Below are 17,967 nucleotides of genomic sequence, written 5' to 3' on the forward strand. Positions count from 1 at the left end.
TCGCGTCCCTTACTTTATATCTCTGATAATAATTGCAGTGCCAAATAGAGCTTTTGCATATCATGGTTGGCACGAGGAAGCCCCTCGACTTCATAAGAACTCTCATTTAAGACATCTCCGGGTTCGAGAAAAGGATACAGTTCAAATCCATAAAAATCACAGGCTGCCTGTACCCCGGCAAGTTCCATCTCCACGGCGATGCATCCCTCCGCCTTTCGTTTTGCGACAAGCCCGCGCGTCTCCCGAAGCATCACATCCGTCGTCCAGACTTTGCCTTTCGTATAGGGAGCTTTTACTTTCTTAAAAAACGCTTCCACTGTATCATGGTTAGGAATGGTCAGATAGTCGGAAGGAGCCGCATGATAATAAGAAGCCCCCTCACCTCTATAGGCCTCAGTCGGAATGATGTACTTTCCAAAAGTCTTTTTCCTGTCTAAACTTCCGCAGGAACCGAACATAATAAATTGATTGGCGCCGGTAAGCCAGTTCACTTCTACACATTGCGAAGACGCCGGAGCGGATCCTATCCTCGATAAGTAGAAGGCAAATTCTTGCCCTTTATATTCGCTTTTATATATCGGCATTGCGCCATTGCAAGAGTTTACCTTCCCGATTTCTTGGCATTCAAACTGTTCAAGCAGATAGTCCAGTATGCTTTCTGAAAATGTGATCAAACATTTTTCGATTAACGTTTTCTTTTCACCGTAGAAATCTTTTAGGCTAATAATGGCCTCAGTGTCTTTATCATAGCTATCAATTATCATGATCTTGCCTTTTACCGTACTCCCTTTCATCCGTAATGATATGCGCAACACCTGTATGCGGTGTTTGAAGAAATTCTTTCATAAACGATGGATAGGCGTTAACGTTATCCAGTTCATCAATTGGTATCCAATACATCGTCTCTTTCACCCCGGACATGGTACGGCTTTGGCTCATAAACACTCTTTTGCCCATTGGTTTCATCCAATAATAAAAGGCAAGCTCATGGCACTCGACGCCTTTTAAGCCGGAACTGCCAATGAAAAAATTCTCATGGATCAACGCCAGATGATCCACTTCATAGGAAACGCCCGTCTCTTCCAAAACTTCTCTTTTCACCGCTTCTTCGGCCGTCTCTCCCATGTGGACGGCTCCCCCTACAGAATAGAAATAATCATCTACTTCATTTCCTGCAAACAATACGCAATTGTCTTCGACGATAATGGCGGCTGCTCGATATCGAAAGGCCTTTTTTTCATTTCTCAGGGCACAATCTTGTTCCATTGTTTTTGTCCTGTCCTTTTTCTGATATAGGGATTGCAACTGTTGTTTTTTTCGTTGTTTTGTGAATTCCAATTATCAATGAGTGTAGTCTACATCGTGCAAATGAGTCAATTGTTTCTTCTTGTATTGAGTAAGGAAGCGAATTTCATCATTCAGTGGTTGGATGTACAAATCATACGTTCCATCATGGAATTCGTAGCGTGCGTCCCCAGCAATGGTAGTTTTGGCGTACATCCAGGAACGGTTTCGGTATACACGACCCTGGCAAACAACAAATTCTAACTTCAGCTAGGGCGCGGTGTCCCCACTAAATGATGAAGAAATAAAACCACCCGGAATAGCTCGCCACCCGATTGACCGACTTCAATAAACGGAACTTTGTTATCGTTTCAGCGTCTTAAATACTCTTTTTATGTCGGTGTCAGGCACTTTTCCGGGCTTTCTGTATTGTCTTATTGTGCGTCCAGGTATCGAAGCGATGATCTTCCATGTATTTTATGGTCGCATCCCATTGCTTTGTCGAAGCGGTGGCAAAGAACCATGCAATCATCCTTCGAACATCGTGGTCTTCACAACGAACCGAGGCGGATATCGCTATTCCATTATAAGAAGAAGCGCCATCTTAAACTTCTTTGTTGCTTTAACCGCGTGCAGAGCGGCTTTTGCAAAGTGGAAATTTTCGCCCGCCTTGATCGGATGATCTTTTCCCTCGTATGCAATCACCGCTTCGCCGTCCAAAGCAAAAAGGAGCGCCTCGCCAGGAGCGGCGTGCTCGGGAAGTCCCGCGCCTTCATCAAAGGCCATAAGGATACACTTCATCTTGTCATTGTGCTCCACATCCATTTTGACGACCTTTCCTTCTGCATATGGAACAAGATCAACCAATTTGAAAACTTCGCCTGCTTTGATTCTTTCGTTCATAAGATCATCCTTTCTTGTTAATGCCTCCGTATAGGCCACGTATAGACCATAGCTTCTTCGGTTATCATTTCATGGGATCGTTTTTGTATGCTATCGGCTTCTTTTATTTTAATTTCCCGCTTTGATTATAGTAGAATGTAAGCAACAAATACGTTGCCTTGGCAACGGAATAGAGGTTTGCATGAATACTTTTTTTCTGACCACGACACAACTATTTTATGGCATCAGTGAAAGCGAAATCAACGAGCTGCTCCCCTGTCTGGGAGCAAATGAGCGTAAATTTCAAAAGGAAGAGATCATCTTCCGGGCAGGATTACCCGTCAACGAGATCGGGCTAGTGGAATTTGGCAGTGTCAATATAGTCGTTAATTTCTATTGGGGAAATTGCAATATTTTTGCCCATGTTGGAGCAGGACAGGTCTTTGCAGAAAACTATGCCGCTATTCCCGGAAAAGAGCTCCTCTGTGAGGTCGTTGCCTGCGAAGAAACACAAGTGCTTTTTTTAAATATGCAGAATATACTGACTACCTGCTCTCGCGCTTGTGCCTTCCATACCCGCCTCATTAAGAATATGCTTCGGATTTCCGCGCAGGAAAATCTGAATTTATCAGCTCGCATGATGCACACCGCTCCCTATTCTTTGCGGCAAAGGCTGCTATCCTACTTGTCCGAGCAAGCACTGGAAAATGGAACACCACACTTTACCATCCCGTTTAATCGTCAGCAACTGGCGGACTACCTCGCTGTCAATCGCAGTTCTATGTCGAAAGAGCTGTCCAGAATGCAGGAGGAGGGATTACTTACTTATCATAAAAATAGATTTACATTGAAGGGACCATGTCTTTATGAATAAATTACAATGCAAGCGGATTTATGAGCCGGCCAACGAAACAGATGGTTTCCGTATTCTTGTGGATAGACTATGGCCGCGGGGCATCAAAAAAGAAAAAGCCCAAATTCATTTATGGGCTAAGGAAATTGCTCCCTCAAACGAACTTCGGAAATGGTTCTCTCATGATCCGGTAAAATTCGATGCGTTTAAAAAAAGATACAGACAGGAATTGACCAGTAATCCGGCATCACAAAAATTAAGCAATCTCTGTCTGCGAGAGATAAAAGATCAAAACATAACCCTTCTTTATGCCGCAAAAAACGAGCAATACAATCAAGCCGTCGTTATAAAAGAATGGTTAGAAGAACAGATCCAGGATTAAAAAACAGGAAAAGCAAAATCGACGACCTCGTGGAAACTCTCTAACGCAGTTGTTCTCACTGAACACGCAATCCCTGCAACAAAAGGTTCCCCACTGAATCATCGCAGCAGGGAACCTTCTGTTTTAACACGGGCTTATTCCTTTTCTCCAAGAAAATGGGTCTTGGCAAATTCCATATCCTGCACAAGCTCAACCGTGCCTATATACTTGCCGGCAGCATCCCTTACCGCCAAATATTGGACGAGCATGGTTCGTCCGCCTTTCTTCATCCAAACCGAAACCTCGTCGCGACGGTTATTTCGGAAATCATCAATGATTTGTCGTACCATCGGTTCAATCTTCGGCGGATGGCAGGAAAACACATCGCGGTCAATCGTCATAAAGGGACGCTTGAATACCTTCGGCCCTTCGTTGAAAAAGCGATTGATGTTGTCGGCATCGACAAAAGTAATTTCCATCGGGATCGTGTTCAAAAGTGCAGTAAGCTGTTCCATGGTCAGGTGTCCGCCCGGCATGACAATTTCGCCCTCTGTGACAGCAGATGGAATCGTTCCTGCGTTGTCAGCCTCTTCCCATGTTTCCTTTTCTACACCCAAGCAGACCGCATAATCCTTAGAATCCCGATAAATACCGTACCATTCTTCTTCCGTAAAATGCGCTGCACAAATGGGAAACAGAATGTTCTGTTCTTTATATATCATCTCCTCTGCGCGAGCCAGTACGGCGTCAAGCCGGACATTCCATTCTTCGTCATGCTCTTTTTCTCTCGCAAGTACCCCCAGCTCGTCACGGATTTCATCGTCCACCGTCCACATCACATCGGAGGGGCCGGATATGCCATATTTTACCTTAAGCAGAGGATAGAGCAGATCGCCCTTCTTTGCATAGTGGATGGAAAGTTCACGAATGGAGGGAAGAAGAGAGCCATCACGCTTTTTCTTAAATTTTGCAAGCAACTGGGAAAGCGCATTGTTTTCCTTCGTCAGTGTGTACAAGGGATGCCCGATTTTTTCTCCCATCACGGCAGCGAGTCCTTGTTCATCGGTGCCGTTTTGCACAGGGGCACTCTTGTCCCGAGCCTTCTTCCTTTCTAATGAGGCTTCCACTTCTTTTTCGGCATTGGCGATTCTCTCCTCTATCGTTGCGCCATGGAAAAGGGCCGAATGGACGTCGCATAGGCGCTGCACCTCGGAAAGTGGCGTGCCCTCCGCCAGCAACTCCTGCTCCGCCTGCATGATCTCGGAAGCGTCGACTTCGCGGAATGCACGGACGAAGTCTGCCCTTACCTCTTCCAGATCTTCCCCTTCCCCCAGCCTTTTCAAATAGGCTTTGAGTTGTTCCGTTCTGTTCTCGGAAGAATGGCCTGCTGCTGTTTCTTCTTTATTCCAATCCAGTTTCTTTGCCATAATGACATACTCCTTTTCCTTTTAGTTTGATTTTATCCTGTGCGCACGTTTCTTTATGTTGCTATAACAACATGTTTTGCAAATAGTACCATTTATGTAATAACGAGCGTAATGGCAGTCACGCTGCGGCTGCGTAGTTGAAGTTTTGTTAAAACGGGGACGAATACATGTGATGTCCGATTGCTCTATTTTGATGCTTGATCAAAACAGAGTTAAAAGATATCCGTCCAGCAGTGCGACAAGAAAATACAGAACCAGTGCTCTTAGAAAAGCTTGTATGTGCTTTTTAGGATTCTGGTAGAGTTTCTTTTGCGGTATTTTTACGAGTCGAATCCGCTTCGTATTTCTCCACCATAAGAGGTCAATAACGATAAGGTCAAAGGCATTTAACGTTTCACCTAAAAAGAGCAAGCTCATAAAGTTATGCTGAAAGTTCGGCTGACGGATTCTGATTCCTAAAGCGAAAAACAAAACGGTGAAGATTAGAAAATTGGCCATCCATGTGGCGAATTTGCTTGTTTCCCTATATTTACCACGGTATTCTTCGATCTCTTGGATTCGCTTTTGCACTTCATCCGGATAGGACATGTAATTCCTCAAATTTTTCTCGTCCGTGCCGGTGCCTAAAAAACAAAACACGAAAAACGCAGAACACAAAATGACGGTTTCCAGTAAAAGCATGGGCTTCCCATCCCTTCTTTGCGTACCTGTCTTAGAATTGCAACAATGCAATCATTTTATCCTGCGCCTCTCTGCCTTCTCTAAAGAAGCGCAGCAACGGATAGCAGTGACACATCCCCTCGCCTACAATCCTCTCATGTGGGGCATGGTATTTATCCATCGCTTTTTCAAAATACTCCGCAAAAGCATACAGGCATTCATTTTCACCGTAATAAAAATAGGTCTTTGGAAAATCCGAAAAGTCTCCGCATGTCCCATCCAGCATATATTCGGGCACATCTTCATTTCCCTCCAGGATTTCCCTGGCGGTATGGAAGTAGGCCGGATCAAGCAGGATATCTTTTGCGTTGAGGGCTTCTATCTTTTCCCAAAGCTCTTTACTTTTAGCAGAATTCTTTCTGGGAAGTCCGCCCGGAGAAACCGCAAGGATCCTGCCGGGCATGGGTAAAGGCCGGCCTAAGGCATTGTTATGTAAAAAAATTCCAAGAGCCAAGCATGCTCCTGAGGAGAAGCCCAATACTCCTATCTTGTCCGCCTCATATGTTTTTGTCATCTTTTTATACGTTTCCAAGCAAACGTCATACGTCTTCTTTATATTCTGATCTGCTGTACAAAGAGGATAAAATGGGAACCACACATCTTTTCCTGTTTTTTCCATTATTCTTTCGGAAAGAGAAAAATCCAATTGATCCGGTCCCGTAATCATGCCTCCGCCAAAAAGATACAGCACCGCTCCTTTTGCCGGAGTTTCATTTTTTTGATACGTCAGAACCCTATGTCCCATCACTTTTTGATCAAAGAGAAAATACTTTTTTCTGCGAGCCCTTTCCATCGCTTTGTCCATGTCAAAAGCAGACTTTGCGTTTTGTTTCTTTGCATATTCCAGGATATCTTTCTTGGACTTTCTGAATATTTTTTTCACGCCCAAAAGTCTGACTATGCCTGCCGCGATTTTATAAGTCAAAGACATTTTTGCACCTCCGTTTTTTAATACGTGTTGAATGGAAAGATCCCTCTTCTTATCTACCTTTATGAATCCTCCGGTTCTATTCTCCGGTTCTATTCTGCTTTTTTCGGCATCCACGGCCAACAACGGTTAACGCGCCTGCAATACTCCTTATAGGCATTGCCATACCGATCCTTCAGCCATTTTTCCTCGGTATGCTGCATGAGCACCGTCAAAAGCCCCCAGTATAGAAAGGGAAGAATAAAAAACCAGGCGTTGCCGGCAATAAGAAGCATTCCGGTGCAAAGAAGCATAAAAGCAGAATAAACCGGATGCCTGACCCAGGCATACACTCCCGAGGTCACGAGATGATTCTTTTTAATATTCTCATCCAGTTTTGATACGATGACCGCCTGTATCCATATAAACACAGACAAAGTAATGAAAAGCGCGCCAATACACATGAGCAATGGTCGTAAAGAAGTCAGCCTCCCGGATGTCAATGCAGGATGATCCCTTAAAAGCACCGCCCCAAGCGTCGGCAATAAAATGGAAACAACATACACAGGTCCTACGCCGAAAATTGGTAAATGATCATGTTTTTTCATCGCCTGTTCCTGCTTTCTTATGTTAGTCTTTGCTAACATTATATTTCTGATTTTATGGCATTTCAATACGGTGAAAATTATTATCGTTTCAGTGTCTTTAAATACTCTTTTTGTTTCGGTGTAATGCGCTTACTTTCCCGGGCTTTCTGTATTGTCTTATTGTGCGTCCATGTGTCAAGGCGACGATCTTCCAAATAATCTATGGTCGCATCCCATTGCTTTGCCAAAGCGGTGGCAAAGAACCATGCCGTCATCATGCGAACATAGTATTCTTCACGATGCACCGAAGCGGGTATTTCCAGATAGGCAGGCTTAAAATCTTCGTCCAAAAAGTGAGACAGTAACATCTCAATGCCAAAGCGGCAGGTATATGTCTTTTTCGATGCAGACCACTCTTTGATTTTTTCCAAAAGCGCTGTTTTATGCTTCTTGAAAATCTTGGGCGACAAGATATCGCAAACCGCCCAATTATCTACATATGGCAAAAACGCATCAACCGCTGCAATGCAGGCATCATAGTCCTTCATTTCCGAAAGAAGGAGGCTGTGGAGAATATTTTCGTCATAGTAGGTATGCGGCAAATCGCGCAGAAATATCGCGGCTTCCGGTTCCTGAGCAAGCCTTTTGGCAAGCTTTCTGGCCTCTGGAACTCGGACTCCTATAAACCGCTCTCTTGGAATATTCGGCGTCAATTTTGCCTGAAAGTCTGCATAGGCAACATCCTGCAAGGCAAATAGTTCTTCTGTGATATGCACTTCGTCTATTCTCCGTTACTGTCTGCACGAACATAAAATGTGCTTCTGCCCGAACCTTCTCGGATGATACGTCCTTCTTCGGTTAGTTTTTTCAATGCTGCCAGCGCAGAAGACCTTCCTACGCTCGGACAGTGCGCAACAACATCTGCTCCTCTAAACTTGCCGATTTTTTCCTCGGTATATTTTTTGACAATGTCGTATGCAGTACTGCCACTTTCCGCCATTAATCCTACACGCTCTTCAAATTCTGTATAACATGCCAAAATTACCTGCAGCATATATCGGATAAATGGCGTCGGATCATTCTCCTCTTCATGCCATCCAGCATCGGATTTTTCAAGCGTATCGTAATAGCGATCCTTTGTTTTCTCTATCTGCTTTTCAATGCTTATGTATTTTCCCACATGATATCCAGTCTTGTACAAGAGAAGCAATGTAAGCAGCCTGCTCATTCTTCCATTGCCATCATTAAACGGATGGATGCAGAGGAAGTCACAGATAAAAATCGGAATCAATAACAAAGAATCTATTTTTTCATTTGCAATGGCCTGTTCATAAGCATTGCACAGATTCTCTACAGCATCCGGTGTGTCACAAGGAGCAATCGGTGTAAACCTTGTGACCACCGTTCCATCTGGCTTTGTCTCATTGATATAGTTCTGAACGTTCTTAAACTGACCGCCGTATGAGAATCCTGCCCTTTTCAGAAGATCCCTATGAAGCTGAAGGATGTACGACGGACGAATCAGAATGTACGCATTACTCTCATGAATGGTATTCAGGACATCTCTATAACCCATGATTTCATCTTCCGCTCGGTTCCTGGGAATTGTTTTCTCCTCAAAAAGCTGTTTCAGACGAGTGCTTGTTGTAACAATTCCTTCAATTTTATTTGATGCTTCTGTACTCCGTATCTTTGCGATTTCAACCAAACGATCCAACTCCACAGGCTTTTGACGGATAAATAAATCCTGTCTTCCTTTGCGCTCGTGAATCTTTGCAACGAGATTTAGAATATCGGTATCCCAGGCCTTGTCATAGAGCCTGCTGTAATCAAACGATCTCATTCGCACTCCTTTCGTCCAGCCAATTCCTTTTCGTCCAATTATACTTCATTTTGGACGTAAATTGCTCTATTGGACAATCATGGCTCTCCCGTAAGTTTCCAGTACTCTTCGCTTCCTGCGTCGGACCAGTCCGTCTTGCCGCTCTCAGCAAGGGCCCCGGTGCGGTATTCATAGGCATAGGTGTTCTGCATCTGCGCATCAATAGGAGACCAGCTTCCCTCTGCCGTTTTGGAAGCCTTCCACAGGACATAGAGACCGCAGCGTCCATTCTGCGAATCCCGGTCATACTGCAAATACGTAATGGCTGCATCGCTTTCCCGCAGGATAAAGTACGCGTTTCCTTTGGCTGTATAGTTCTCCCGGAAAGTAGCGCCTTTTGACGCAAAGTACGCATCAAAAATCTTCAGCGCTCCGTTTCGGATCTGCTCGGCTTCGGAATCCGCGTTTGTGGAATGCTGTGCGTTCGAATTATTATCGCTTGCCGGATTTTCCGAAGTTCCCCCATCCGCCGGTCCTGCCGCATCTGCCTCAGTCTCTTTGCGACTGTGACTGCGCAGTCGTTGATACCATGCAGATTCACTAAGGTTCGGATCCGTATCTTTTGCATCCGTCATGGGGCGAAGATAGCGCAAGAAAAACGGTCCCTCGGGCTGATACAGATAATACGCAAAGGGGGAATACGAATCATCCACGTGCTCGGTGTAGGTTCCATTCTCATTTTGTTTCACCGGATAGCGGAAAAGCAGCAATAGGAAGTCCACAAGGCCAAGGCTCAGGATAAGAACGGCACAAAGCAGAACGGAAAGCACACGAAGTACAATTCTCCCGCCTTTCTTCCGTACAGAAGGAATGTAATACCAATTCCAGGAAATGCCCGTCAGAACGGTCGTGAGCATCCAGACAACGGGCATTGCCACGCAGAGGACAAAGGCCCAGGTCTGCAGCAGCCATTGGTTCGGAAGGCGTCCCGCGGTTATCCCGAAAAATGCCGTTAGAATTCCGCTGAGTACAGAAAACCAGAAAAGGACCGGTGCAATTTTGTTTTTATCCTGTTGCTTCCTCTGGCGCAAAAGCAGTTTGTCACGCTCTCCCTGATCGCGCGGAACCGGAAGCGCATGATTCTTTTCCAGTAGCAGATAAATATATTCCGCACCTTCAACAATGCGGTAGAGATCCGCATAGTTTCGCACGGTTGTCGTATTTTTGGAATTCAGCGTAAATGCATTCTTATAGAAGGCATACTTCCATTCGTTATCACTCTCAATATGGGCACTCTGGAATTGCGTGCGGAGGCTGTGTCTCCAGACAAGCGGAATCGCAACAAGAAATAGAAGGGCAACACCATAGCTGATCCATCCGAAAAGCCGCAGTTTTTCCGCTACCATAAAGGCCGTTCCAACAACGGTTAGGATGGCAAAGAGGGACGCCGCCAATTGCCGGACCTTTTGCCGGTACAATTCCTCGTTCATCCTACGATAGTTTTCCCACGTCTGTCCATACGATGCACAATAGAGTGGTTTTTCTCCATCCGGGGGGATCCGATCCTTATTCTGTTTTTCTTTCGTCAATGACTCTGCCATTTCGCATGCCCCTGTTAAAATGTATAAGGCGATAGAAAATTCGAATCGCCTGTTAAGAACAATTGTACCCTAATGCAAAAAGCCGCCGGCAGGATTTCCTACCGACGGCTCTTGTTCTTCAAAACCTTATTTAACGCTCTTCTCTTCTTTTTTTCAACAGAGCGATCGCACCGCCTGCTGCCAAAATGCCGGAAGCGCAGAGGGAAAGTGCACTCGCATCTCCCGTTTTCGGTGCCGTTTTACCCGACTTGGTCATGTTGGCCTTACCCTCTTTTTGGGAAGGTGTCGACGTCTCCAGAGTCTTCGACGTACCCGGTGTGGTTGTGCCCGGCTTGTTCGATGTACCCGGTGTTGTGCCTGGCGTCGTGCCCGGTGTCGTACCCGGCGTTGTACCCGGTGTTGTGCCTGGCGTCGTGCCCGGTGTCGTACCCGGTGTTGTGCCTGGCGTCGTGCCCGGTGTTGTGCCCGGTGTCGTACCCGGCGTCGTGCCCGGTGTTGTGCCCGGTGTCGTACCCGGCGTTGTGCCTGGCTTTGGATTGCGCTCCCATTGGGCAGTAAAGGTATGTTCTTTGTCGATTGCTGTATACGAATCGCCCGGTTGATACTCGGAGCCTTTCCAATATTGGAAGGTATAGCCATCCCTTACAGGGGCTTTCATTATCTCTATTTCTTTTCCTTTTTTCACCTCTATGGTTATCTTTTCACGGTTATTATTCCAGTTACCACCATTCGGATCATAGATGATCTTTACCATGATGTCTTTCCAAACAGCTTTGATAACGGTATCCTTGTCCGCCTTGATTTTGGTTCCGGGCGAAACCTTCTTACCATTAACTTCCCAAGTATCAAACTCTTGGGTGTCATCTGGGGCTTTGAAAGCGTTCGGCAGCACCGTGTACTCACTGCCCTTATCCACGGTTTCAGGTTTCATTTCGCCGCTGCCACCGTTAGCGTTGTAAGTAACGGTAACCTTAATTTTCTTCCAAACGGCCTTTACCGTGGTGTCCTTGTCAACGGTGATCTCGGTGCCCGCAGGAACCTCTTTGCCATTGACTTCCCAGGCTTTAAACTCTTGGGTGTCATCCGGAGCTTTGAAAGCGTTAGGTAACACCGTGTACTTGCTACCCTTATCCACGGTTGCGGCAGCCATTTCGCCGCTGCCACCGTTCGCGTCGTAGGTCACCTGGACCTTCTCTTTCTCTTTTTCCTTCCAGATCGCTTTTATAACGGTATCCTTGTCAGCCTTGATTTTGGCTCCAGGCGCAACCTTCTCACCGTTAACTTCCCAAGTATCGAACTCTTGGGTGTCATCCGGAGCTTTGAAAGCGTTCGGCAGCACCGTGTACTCGCTGCCCTTATCCACTGTTGCGGCAGCCATTTCGCCGCTGCCACCGTTCGCGTCGTAGGTCACCTGGACCTTCTCTTTCTCTTTTTCCTTCCAGATCGCTTTTATAACGGTATCCTTGTCAGCCTTGATTTTGGCTCCAGGCGCAACCTTCTCACCGTTAACTTCCCAAGTATCGAACTCTTGGGTGTCATCCGGAGCTTTGAAAGCGTTAGGTAACACCGTATACTCGCTGCCCTTATCCACTGTTGCGGCAGCCATTTCGCCGCTGCCACCGTTCGCGTCGTAGGTCACCTGGACCTTCTCTTTCTCTTTTTCCTTCCAGATGGCTTTTATAACGGTATCCTTGTCAGCCTTGATCTTGGTTCCCGGCGCAACCTTCTTACCATTAACTTCCCAAGTATCAAACTCTTGGGTATCATCTGGAGCTTTGAAAGCGTTCGGCAACACCGTGTACTCACTGCCCTTATCCACGGTTTCAGGTTTCATTTCGCCGCTGCCACCGTTAGCTTCGTAAGTAACGGTAACCGGAATCTTCTTCCAGAGGGCTTTAATAACGGTATCCTTGTCAGCCTTGATTTTGGCTCCAGGCGCAACCTTCTCACCGTTAACTTCCCAAGTATCAAACTCTTGAGTGTCATCCGGAGCAGTAAAGCCGTTAGGCAACACCGTGTACTCACTGCCCTTATCCACGGTTTCAGGTTTCATTTCGCCGCTGCCACCGTTAGCTTCGTAAGTAACGGTAACCGGAATCTTCTTCCAGACAGCTTTGATAACGGTATCCTTGTCAGCCTTGATCTTGGTTCCCGGCGCAACCTTCTCACCATTAACTTCCCAAGTATCAAACTCTTGGGTGTCATCTGGGGCTTTGAAAGCGTTCGGCAGCACCGTATACTCACTGCCCTTATCCACGGTTTCAGGTTTCATTTCGCCGCTGCCACCGTTAGCCTCGTAACTGACCGTAACCGGAATCTTCTTCCAGATAGCTTTGATAACGGTATCCTTGTCAGCCTTGATCTTGGTTCCCGGCGCAACCTTCTTACCATTAACTTCCCAAGTATCAAACTCTTGGGTGTCATCTGGGGCTTTGAAAGCGTTCGGCAACACCGTGTACTCACTGCCCTTATCCACGGTTTCAGGTTTCATTTCGCCGCTGCCACCGTTAGCCTCGTAAGTCACCTGGACCTTCTCTTTCTCTTTATCCTTCCAGATGGCTTTCACTTCGGTGTCTTTGGTGACAGTAATATCAGTACCCGCAGCAACTTTTTTGCCGTCAATTTCCCAAGTATCGAACACTTTGTTCTCAGGGGCATTGAATTTATTATCCAAAATCGTGTACTTTGCGCCCTTGTTTAGCGTCTTGCTATCCATTTTGCTAGTGCCGCCGTTGCCATTGTAGCTCACAGTGGCAGTTTCGAGCTTCTTGCTTTCCTCAACTGAATCAAGCTTATCGGTGTCGCCTTCATGACCACCATTATCCTTTGCGGTTGCCTTGATGGTTCCGGCGAGTTCGATCTTTTCCACGCTCAAAGTAATCACACCGGTGTCCGCGTCAACGCCAGTTCCGCTCCATTTATTGGTTTGCAAATCTCGCGTTGCAGTGACGGTTTGATCTTTATCATCAGCATCCTTATAGGTGACGGTGTAAGACAGCAAGTCGGTATCATCACCGGGATCTTTATAAGCCGGTGGAGTAATGGTGACTTTGCCGGTATCCGTATCTACCGCAATCGCAGGAGACTTAGGTGCGATATTCTTCACCAGATCTTTAGCAGGGAATTTAGTGACTTTGGCCCCATCGTTTAGTTTATAGGTTCCATCGGCATTTTTTTGATATATCGGATTGCCGGCATTATCCCAATCAACTTCCACATCATTAGGACTGATTATTGTAACGTTTCCGTCTTTATCAAATTCAATGAATGCAGGATCGTTAATATAACCAGTTCCATTGGGGAGTTTAGACTTACCATTTACCGTATTGGCATCTCGAATGGCTTTATCGATGGCTTTTTTATCGTCATCAGTTAGCTTTCTGGGATCTCTTACGGCGACTTTGGCGGGGGCTGTTATTACCGGCTCAGACTTCGCGCAAGAACGGAATTTATGTGGCTCTTTGACAATGATACCGAACTTTTTTCCGAGTTCTAAATCATCATCATTGATTGGGAACGTAACTTTTGTGCCGTCAACGGATACTGTTTGAGACATCTCTCGCCATGTCGATTTGTCCACTATACATTTTCCACCTTCACAGAAACTATTGTCCTCGTTATCCGTGAAATTGTTGACAAAATAAAATTTCGTACCTGCGGCAACCTCTTCAGCAAATGTAACGATAATCTGTTTGTCTGTTACCTGGACTTTTTGTATTGTCGGAGAAGCAGATGTTTCCGTTACCGTTATGATTTTTAGGTCCGGAGCTTCAATTTTTTTGGAGGTTGATTTATCGGTATAGGTCACTTCATAGTAGGCATGATCCGTGCCAACGATAGAGAATACAACACTTCCAAAGTCTTTCGCAATGTCCGGATTGGCTTTCTTCAGCATTTCAAACGCTTCTGCTTGCTCATCGTCACTTACTTGGTTGGAGTTCGTGTGTTCTATCCAGATTTCGCCGGTGGGCATTGTGAGCTTATCTTTATGCTGATCCGCTAAAGTTTTCTTAACTTCCAGAACGACACCTTCAGAAATTTCGCCACCGGCCTCTTGCGTTACAGTGACTTTATCGCCCTCTGCAAGTTCACTACCTAAAGTAACCGTCCAGTCCGGCTTTCTGGTCGTGTATGAAATAGTGACCGTTTCTTGTTCGGTTCCACCTGCTTGACGATTCACAACCACGCGAATAGTCACGTCTAGCTTTTTTGACTTCCGTTGACCGGCTCCGATAGTTAATTTTCCAGAAACAGTTTTGTCTCCTATAGATACATTATTAACAGTCGGTGGTTTGACAGCACGCACGGGTTGCCCAACAATCTCCGGCCCGATCTCCAAGTCTTCGGCATGGAGCATCGGTGTGGCCAAAGTAAGAGCCAGAGCGCAGGATAAGAAAACAATGGATATTTTCTTTATCCATCCTGTCGACTGATATTTCTTGCCGATCGCCCTGTCGTGGATCCCGCGATCGGATTTTCGTTTGTCGTTCGACATAAAACCTCCTCATATGATAAATATCTTTTATTGATTAGCCTATCTTGACTTCTACAGTATAGCATGAATGGCTTGGTTTTATCCACTTTTCTTCTATATTACTGGTCGGTGTACTGTAGAGATACAATGGTGTGAGACCAAAAAAAAGTGCACAGCATGGATATTGGGTGCACTTTTTGAAAAAGCTATCGTTATAAGTTTTAAATAAGATTTAAGATTCGCTTGATAACACATGTTATCACAGTCGTTCCAGTTGACCCGCCTGATCCCTTCTTACGTAAATGACTGCAAGAATTTGAATTTCTTTTCTATCTTCATCAACCCAAAAGTAAATGCAATAGTTTTTTACTCGTATTTTTCTAAAGCCAAGCTTGCCCCACGGTTGCTCATCAATTAACTTCACTCTATAGGGCATCGTCTGTAAAGACATCATTTCCGCCTTTAGCTGCTCGAGCATTCTTTTAGCTATTATCGGCTCTTTTAACTCCGTGGCAATATATTCTCGAATTAGCGCAAGATGCTCTTTCGCCTGACGAGTTACTTTTATCTTATACTTCTCCATTAAAGGCCTCGTTCAAGCTCTTCAAAAACATCCTCTATCGGATAGGAGTCACCTTGAAGTGCTTGATCATACCCTTTAACCATCAACGCATTAAACATTTTTTCATCCATATCCTCTTTTGCTGGAAGCGACTTCGGAATAGTAAGCGAAAACGGAATACCGTTATTAAGGATGATTTGACGGTAGAACATATCAATAGCAGTAGCCCTCGGAATACCAATCGTTTCCAAGATCTGCTCAGCCTTCTGCTTAATATTTTCTTGTATTCTCACATTCACGTTCGCTGTTTTAGTAACTGCCATAACAATCAACCTCCATACGCATATCATAGGCCATTGTGTCGCATATTGCAACACAATTTATACGAACAAGACTCCGCGATTTATGGAACATCGATCGGCACGATCGTCAAGAGTCTGCCGCCCTCAAAGCCGGAGCTACAGAATCCGTTCAAGCGGGGGTTTATGCCCATTTCAAAATTCGTTTTATCTCGTCCAGATTCTCGGCAAAATAGATGCCCTCCTGTCTCTCTTTGGAGGACAGGCCTTTTTCCATCATATGATGCAGAAGGGCTTTCAAATCGTCATAGTAGCCGTTCAGGTTATAGAAAATACAGGGGGCATGCAGTTGTTTTAAAGACACCTTCGACATCACCTCTGCAATCTCCTCCAAAGTTCCTGTTCCACCGGGAAAGGCAATAAAGGCTTCGCCCAACGCAATCATTTTGTTTTTGCGCTCCGACATATCCTTGGTCACGATTAGCCGGGTTAATCCGTCATGCTGTAATTCGTTTTCGATAAAAAACTGCGGCTCCACACCGATTACTTCGCCGCCAGCTGTCAAAACACTGTCCGCAAGAATGCCCATCAGACCCGATTGGGAGCCGCCATAGATGAGGGCATGTCCGCGATTTCCGATCCATGCTCCCAATTCTTCCACAGCTTTTCGTAAGCAAGGGTCATTTCCTTCGTTTGCGCCAAGATAAACGGTAATATGCATGAAAATTTTCTCCTAAAATTGCGAGATGCTATTTTGTTCTTTACGATTTTGGCCTCCGGCGATATGGAGATGCCGGCTTCGTACCTATGTTTGAGGCCTCTTCGTACAAATATAGAGTAGCACAATAAGCAGGATAGGAGCTCGTGGGCATAACAAAAAGTCACCCCGCAGGGAGTGACTTTAGAGATCGAAGAGATCGGCATGATAGGACGACTTTAAGCATTAAGCGCCCCGTTTAGTGCATCCGAAAAAGAATCGTAGCGCTTGTAGTTTTGAGGATTTGCTTTCATATCGTAGTACTCTTCAAGCGCCGCAACGGTTTCATCGTTCGGCACATCACGCTTAATGGCGAACGGAATTGCCTTCATTTTTTATTGATTGAGTTCCATTCAAGTCTCAACATCGGATCAAACTTCTCGTTTGCATTCCGATGAATCCTATTCCCTGCGCCCACAAGAACACAACGTTTGAATAAAGTCGTCCTCGTATTCCTTTAAAAAGGTTCTAAATTCCGATGGGAGAATATGTAAAGCCTTATTTGCCATCTCTTTCATTGCTTCCGAAAGACCATTTTGTTTTATATAGAAGGGCCAAGCCACGGAACCTGTAATGGCGCCAAGAGTATCCGCATCTCCTCCTAAAGAAATCGCATTGCGAATAGCATCTTCAAAGTCTACGGAATCAAAGAATGCAGCGAATGCCTGCGGAACCGTCCCCTGGCAGGATGGATCAAAGGAGTAATGAGGACGAATCTCTTCAACGGTCAACCGCTCCGGATAAAAATATTGATAGATGTAATGGCGAATCTCTTCTTTCGATTTGCCTTGTTTCGCCAGAAAAATAGCGACCGCTATGGCTTGCGCACCCTTGATGCCTTCCGGATGGTTATGACTGACAATGGCACTCTGCTCCGCAAAAAACAGCGCCTCTTCCAATGATTCCGCCAGTTCACCACAGGCGGAAATTCGCATGGCTGCGCCATTTCCCCAGCTATTATAAGGCTCAGGATTCTTCGTCACTAACCACTGTGAAAAGGCACTTCCATAAGCCCCCGCAGGATTGGGATAGGAGCGGCCAATAGACTGCATGGTCCGAATAAATTGATCTTGCAAAAAGGCAGCGTCATTTTCCTTCTTATCAGCAAAGGCTTGCTTCAAGGCTAGCCCCACCGCAATGGTCATCAAAGAATCATCCGTGTAATCCGATCCGTCCAATTATGGAACAAAACATCCATTCCACACACACCCGGACAAAAGTGCTACTGTCTCCACGTGTATTAAGACTACCCTGATGATATCCCTACGTCAGGAAGTGAGTCTTAACACTCCTTGCGGGACGAACTTGACAGAATTTACTCCTGTGTTGCCTGATGAACGATTCAACGGTCAATGTGCAACTTGTTATTGCAATTTACGTAATTTAAAAATCACGATAGAAAAGCGACTAAGTTTTTTTATTCTTAGTCGC

18 protein-coding genes are annotated in these 17,967 nt (G+C 45.5%); 2 read left to right on the forward strand and 16 right to left on the reverse strand.

The annotated features are described in order from the left end of the window. Positions 1–14: 14 nt before the first annotated feature. The 3 genes from BN98_RS07335 to BN98_RS07345 form a co-directional block, all read right to left on the reverse strand. Positions 15–764, reverse strand: coding sequence for a nucleoside phosphorylase (locus BN98_RS07335; RefSeq protein WP_019189375.1), 750 nt, complete (start codon positions 762–764; stop codon positions 15–17). Continuing rightward, positions 754–1,266, reverse strand: coding sequence for an NUDIX hydrolase (locus tag BN98_RS07340; RefSeq protein WP_019189374.1), 513 nt, complete (start codon positions 1,264–1,266; stop codon positions 754–756). Before BN98_RS07340 ends, BN98_RS07335 begins: the two co-directional genes overlap by 11 nt. A 594-nt stretch (positions 1,267–1,860) precedes the next feature. After that, entirely contained in the window at positions 1,861–2,187 is a 327-nt protein-coding gene (locus BN98_RS07345; RefSeq protein ID WP_019189373.1) for a cupin domain-containing protein, read from the reverse strand. A 181-nt stretch (positions 2,188–2,368) separates the two neighbouring features. On the opposite strand from BN98_RS07345, the gene BN98_RS07350 reads away from it, so the two are divergent. Together BN98_RS07350 and BN98_RS07355 are read left to right on the forward strand one after the other, a co-directional pair. Beyond that, complete coding sequence (locus BN98_RS07350) at positions 2,369–3,040, forward strand: Crp/Fnr family transcriptional regulator (protein ID WP_019189372.1); 672 nt, start codon at positions 2,369–2,371, stop codon at positions 3,038–3,040. Then, on the forward strand, positions 3,033–3,401 hold the full coding sequence (locus BN98_RS07355; protein WP_019189371.1) for a DUF488 domain-containing protein: 369 nt from the start codon (positions 3,033–3,035) through the stop codon (positions 3,399–3,401). The genes BN98_RS07350 and BN98_RS07355 overlap by 8 nt, the downstream gene beginning before the upstream one ends. A 134-nt stretch (positions 3,402–3,535) precedes the next feature. Here BN98_RS07355 and BN98_RS07360 read toward each other — a convergent pair whose 3' ends face one another. From BN98_RS07360 to BN98_RS07420, 13 genes are all read right to left on the reverse strand, one after another. Then, a complete protein-coding gene (locus BN98_RS07360) occupies positions 3,536–4,807 on the reverse strand; it encodes a DUF438 domain-containing protein (RefSeq protein WP_019189370.1) in 1,272 nt (423 codons plus the stop codon). 201 nt (positions 4,808–5,008) lie between these two features. Continuing rightward, positions 5,009–5,395, reverse strand: a complete 387-nt coding sequence (locus BN98_RS07365) for an ABC transporter permease (RefSeq protein ID WP_242826689.1) — start codon at positions 5,393–5,395, stop codon at positions 5,009–5,011. A gap of 124 nt (positions 5,396–5,519) precedes the next feature. Next, complete coding sequence (locus tag BN98_RS07370; RefSeq protein ID WP_019189368.1) at positions 5,520–6,458, reverse strand: alpha/beta hydrolase; 939 nt, start codon at positions 6,456–6,458, stop codon at positions 5,520–5,522. Positions 6,459–6,547: 89 nt separating this feature from the next. Beyond that, positions 6,548–7,081 (reverse strand): methyltransferase family protein, encoded by a 534-nt coding sequence (locus BN98_RS07375; protein ID WP_154654978.1) that lies wholly within the window; start codon positions 7,079–7,081, stop codon positions 6,548–6,550. Positions 7,082–7,122: 41 nt separating this feature from the next. Further along, positions 7,123–7,797 carry a DNA alkylation repair protein gene (locus BN98_RS07380; protein ID WP_019189366.1) on the reverse strand — a complete coding sequence of 225 codons (675 nt, stop codon included), beginning with the start codon at positions 7,795–7,797 and terminating at the stop codon, positions 7,123–7,125. A 5-nt stretch (positions 7,798–7,802) separates the two neighbouring features. Beyond that, on the reverse strand, positions 7,803–8,864 hold the full coding sequence (locus BN98_RS07385) for a Fic family protein (protein WP_019189365.1): 1,062 nt from the start codon (positions 8,862–8,864) through the stop codon (positions 7,803–7,805). Between the two features lie 77 nt (positions 8,865–8,941). Further along, positions 8,942–10,444 (reverse strand): YcxB family protein, encoded by a 1,503-nt coding sequence (locus BN98_RS07390; RefSeq protein ID WP_019189364.1) that lies wholly within the window; start codon positions 10,442–10,444, stop codon positions 8,942–8,944. Positions 10,445–10,574: 130 nt separating this feature from the next. Then, positions 10,575–14,939, reverse strand: a complete 4,365-nt coding sequence (locus BN98_RS08505; protein ID WP_052332337.1) for an InlB B-repeat-containing protein — start codon at positions 14,937–14,939, stop codon at positions 10,575–10,577. Between the two features lie 238 nt (positions 14,940–15,177). Continuing rightward, complete coding sequence (locus BN98_RS07400; RefSeq protein WP_019189362.1) at positions 15,178–15,501, reverse strand: type II toxin-antitoxin system RelE/ParE family toxin; 324 nt, start codon at positions 15,499–15,501, stop codon at positions 15,178–15,180. Beyond that, positions 15,501–15,803 (reverse strand): type II toxin-antitoxin system RelB/DinJ family antitoxin, encoded by a 303-nt coding sequence (locus tag BN98_RS07405; RefSeq protein WP_019189361.1) that lies wholly within the window; start codon positions 15,801–15,803, stop codon positions 15,501–15,503. The genes BN98_RS07400 and BN98_RS07405 overlap by 1 nt, the downstream gene beginning before the upstream one ends. A 160-nt stretch (positions 15,804–15,963) precedes the next feature. Continuing rightward, positions 15,964–16,500, reverse strand: coding sequence for an LOG family protein (locus BN98_RS07410; protein WP_019189360.1), 537 nt, complete (start codon positions 16,498–16,500; stop codon positions 15,964–15,966). 215 nt (positions 16,501–16,715) lie between these two features. Next, on the reverse strand, positions 16,716–16,868 hold the full coding sequence (locus tag BN98_RS08345) for a hypothetical protein (protein WP_019189359.1): 153 nt from the start codon (positions 16,866–16,868) through the stop codon (positions 16,716–16,718). Between the two features lie 69 nt (positions 16,869–16,937). Further along, positions 16,938–17,714, reverse strand: a complete 777-nt coding sequence (locus BN98_RS07420) for an ADP-ribosylglycohydrolase family protein (RefSeq protein ID WP_207636737.1) — start codon at positions 17,712–17,714, stop codon at positions 16,938–16,940. Positions 17,715–17,967: the final 253 nt, after the last annotated feature.

Source organism: Levyella massiliensis, from assembly GCF_000308275.2.
GTDB lineage: Bacteria > Bacillota > Clostridia > Tissierellales > Peptoniphilaceae > Murdochiella > Murdochiella massiliensis_A.

Bases quoted from the DNA above. Each gene is read 5' to 3' on its own strand.
- BN98_RS07335 (WP_019189375.1), bottom strand. From the start codon at position 764: ATGATAATTGATAGCTATGATAAAGACACTGAGGCCATTATTAGCCTA.
- BN98_RS08505 (WP_052332337.1), bottom strand. From the start codon at position 14,939: ATGTCGAACGACAAACGAAAATCCGATCGCGGGATCCACGACAGGGCG.
- BN98_RS07360 (WP_019189370.1), bottom strand. From the start codon at position 4,807: ATGGCAAAGAAACTGGATTGGAATAAAGAAGAAACAGCAGCAGGCCAT.
- BN98_RS08345 (WP_019189359.1), bottom strand. From the start codon at position 16,868: ATGAAGGCAATTCCGTTCGCCATTAAGCGTGATGTGCCGAACGATGAA.
- BN98_RS07355 (WP_019189371.1), top strand. From the start codon at position 3,033: ATGAATAAATTACAATGCAAGCGGATTTATGAGCCGGCCAACGAAACA.
- BN98_RS07410 (WP_019189360.1), bottom strand. From the start codon at position 16,500: ATGCATATTACCGTTTATCTTGGCGCAAACGAAGGAAATGACCCTTGC.
- BN98_RS07400 (WP_019189362.1), bottom strand. From the start codon at position 15,501: ATGGAGAAGTATAAGATAAAAGTAACTCGTCAGGCGAAAGAGCATCTT.
- BN98_RS07385 (WP_019189365.1), bottom strand. From the start codon at position 8,864: ATGAGATCGTTTGATTACAGCAGGCTCTATGACAAGGCCTGGGATACC.
- BN98_RS07340 (WP_019189374.1), bottom strand. From the start codon at position 1,266: ATGGAACAAGATTGTGCCCTGAGAAATGAAAAAAAGGCCTTTCGATAT.
- BN98_RS07345 (WP_019189373.1), bottom strand. From the start codon at position 2,187: ATGAACGAAAGAATCAAAGCAGGCGAAGTTTTCAAATTGGTTGATCTT.
- BN98_RS07405 (WP_019189361.1), bottom strand. From the start codon at position 15,803: ATGGCAGTTACTAAAACAGCGAACGTGAATGTGAGAATACAAGAAAAT.
- BN98_RS07390 (WP_019189364.1), bottom strand. From the start codon at position 10,444: ATGGCAGAGTCATTGACGAAAGAAAAACAGAATAAGGATCGGATCCCC.
- BN98_RS07350 (WP_019189372.1), top strand. From the start codon at position 2,369: ATGAATACTTTTTTTCTGACCACGACACAACTATTTTATGGCATCAGT.
- BN98_RS07365 (WP_242826689.1), bottom strand. From the start codon at position 5,395: ATGTCCTATCCGGATGAAGTGCAAAAGCGAATCCAAGAGATCGAAGAA.
- BN98_RS07375 (WP_154654978.1), bottom strand. From the start codon at position 7,081: ATGTTAGCAAAGACTAACATAAGAAAGCAGGAACAGGCGATGAAAAAA.
- BN98_RS07370 (WP_019189368.1), bottom strand. From the start codon at position 6,458: ATGTCTTTGACTTATAAAATCGCGGCAGGCATAGTCAGACTTTTGGGC.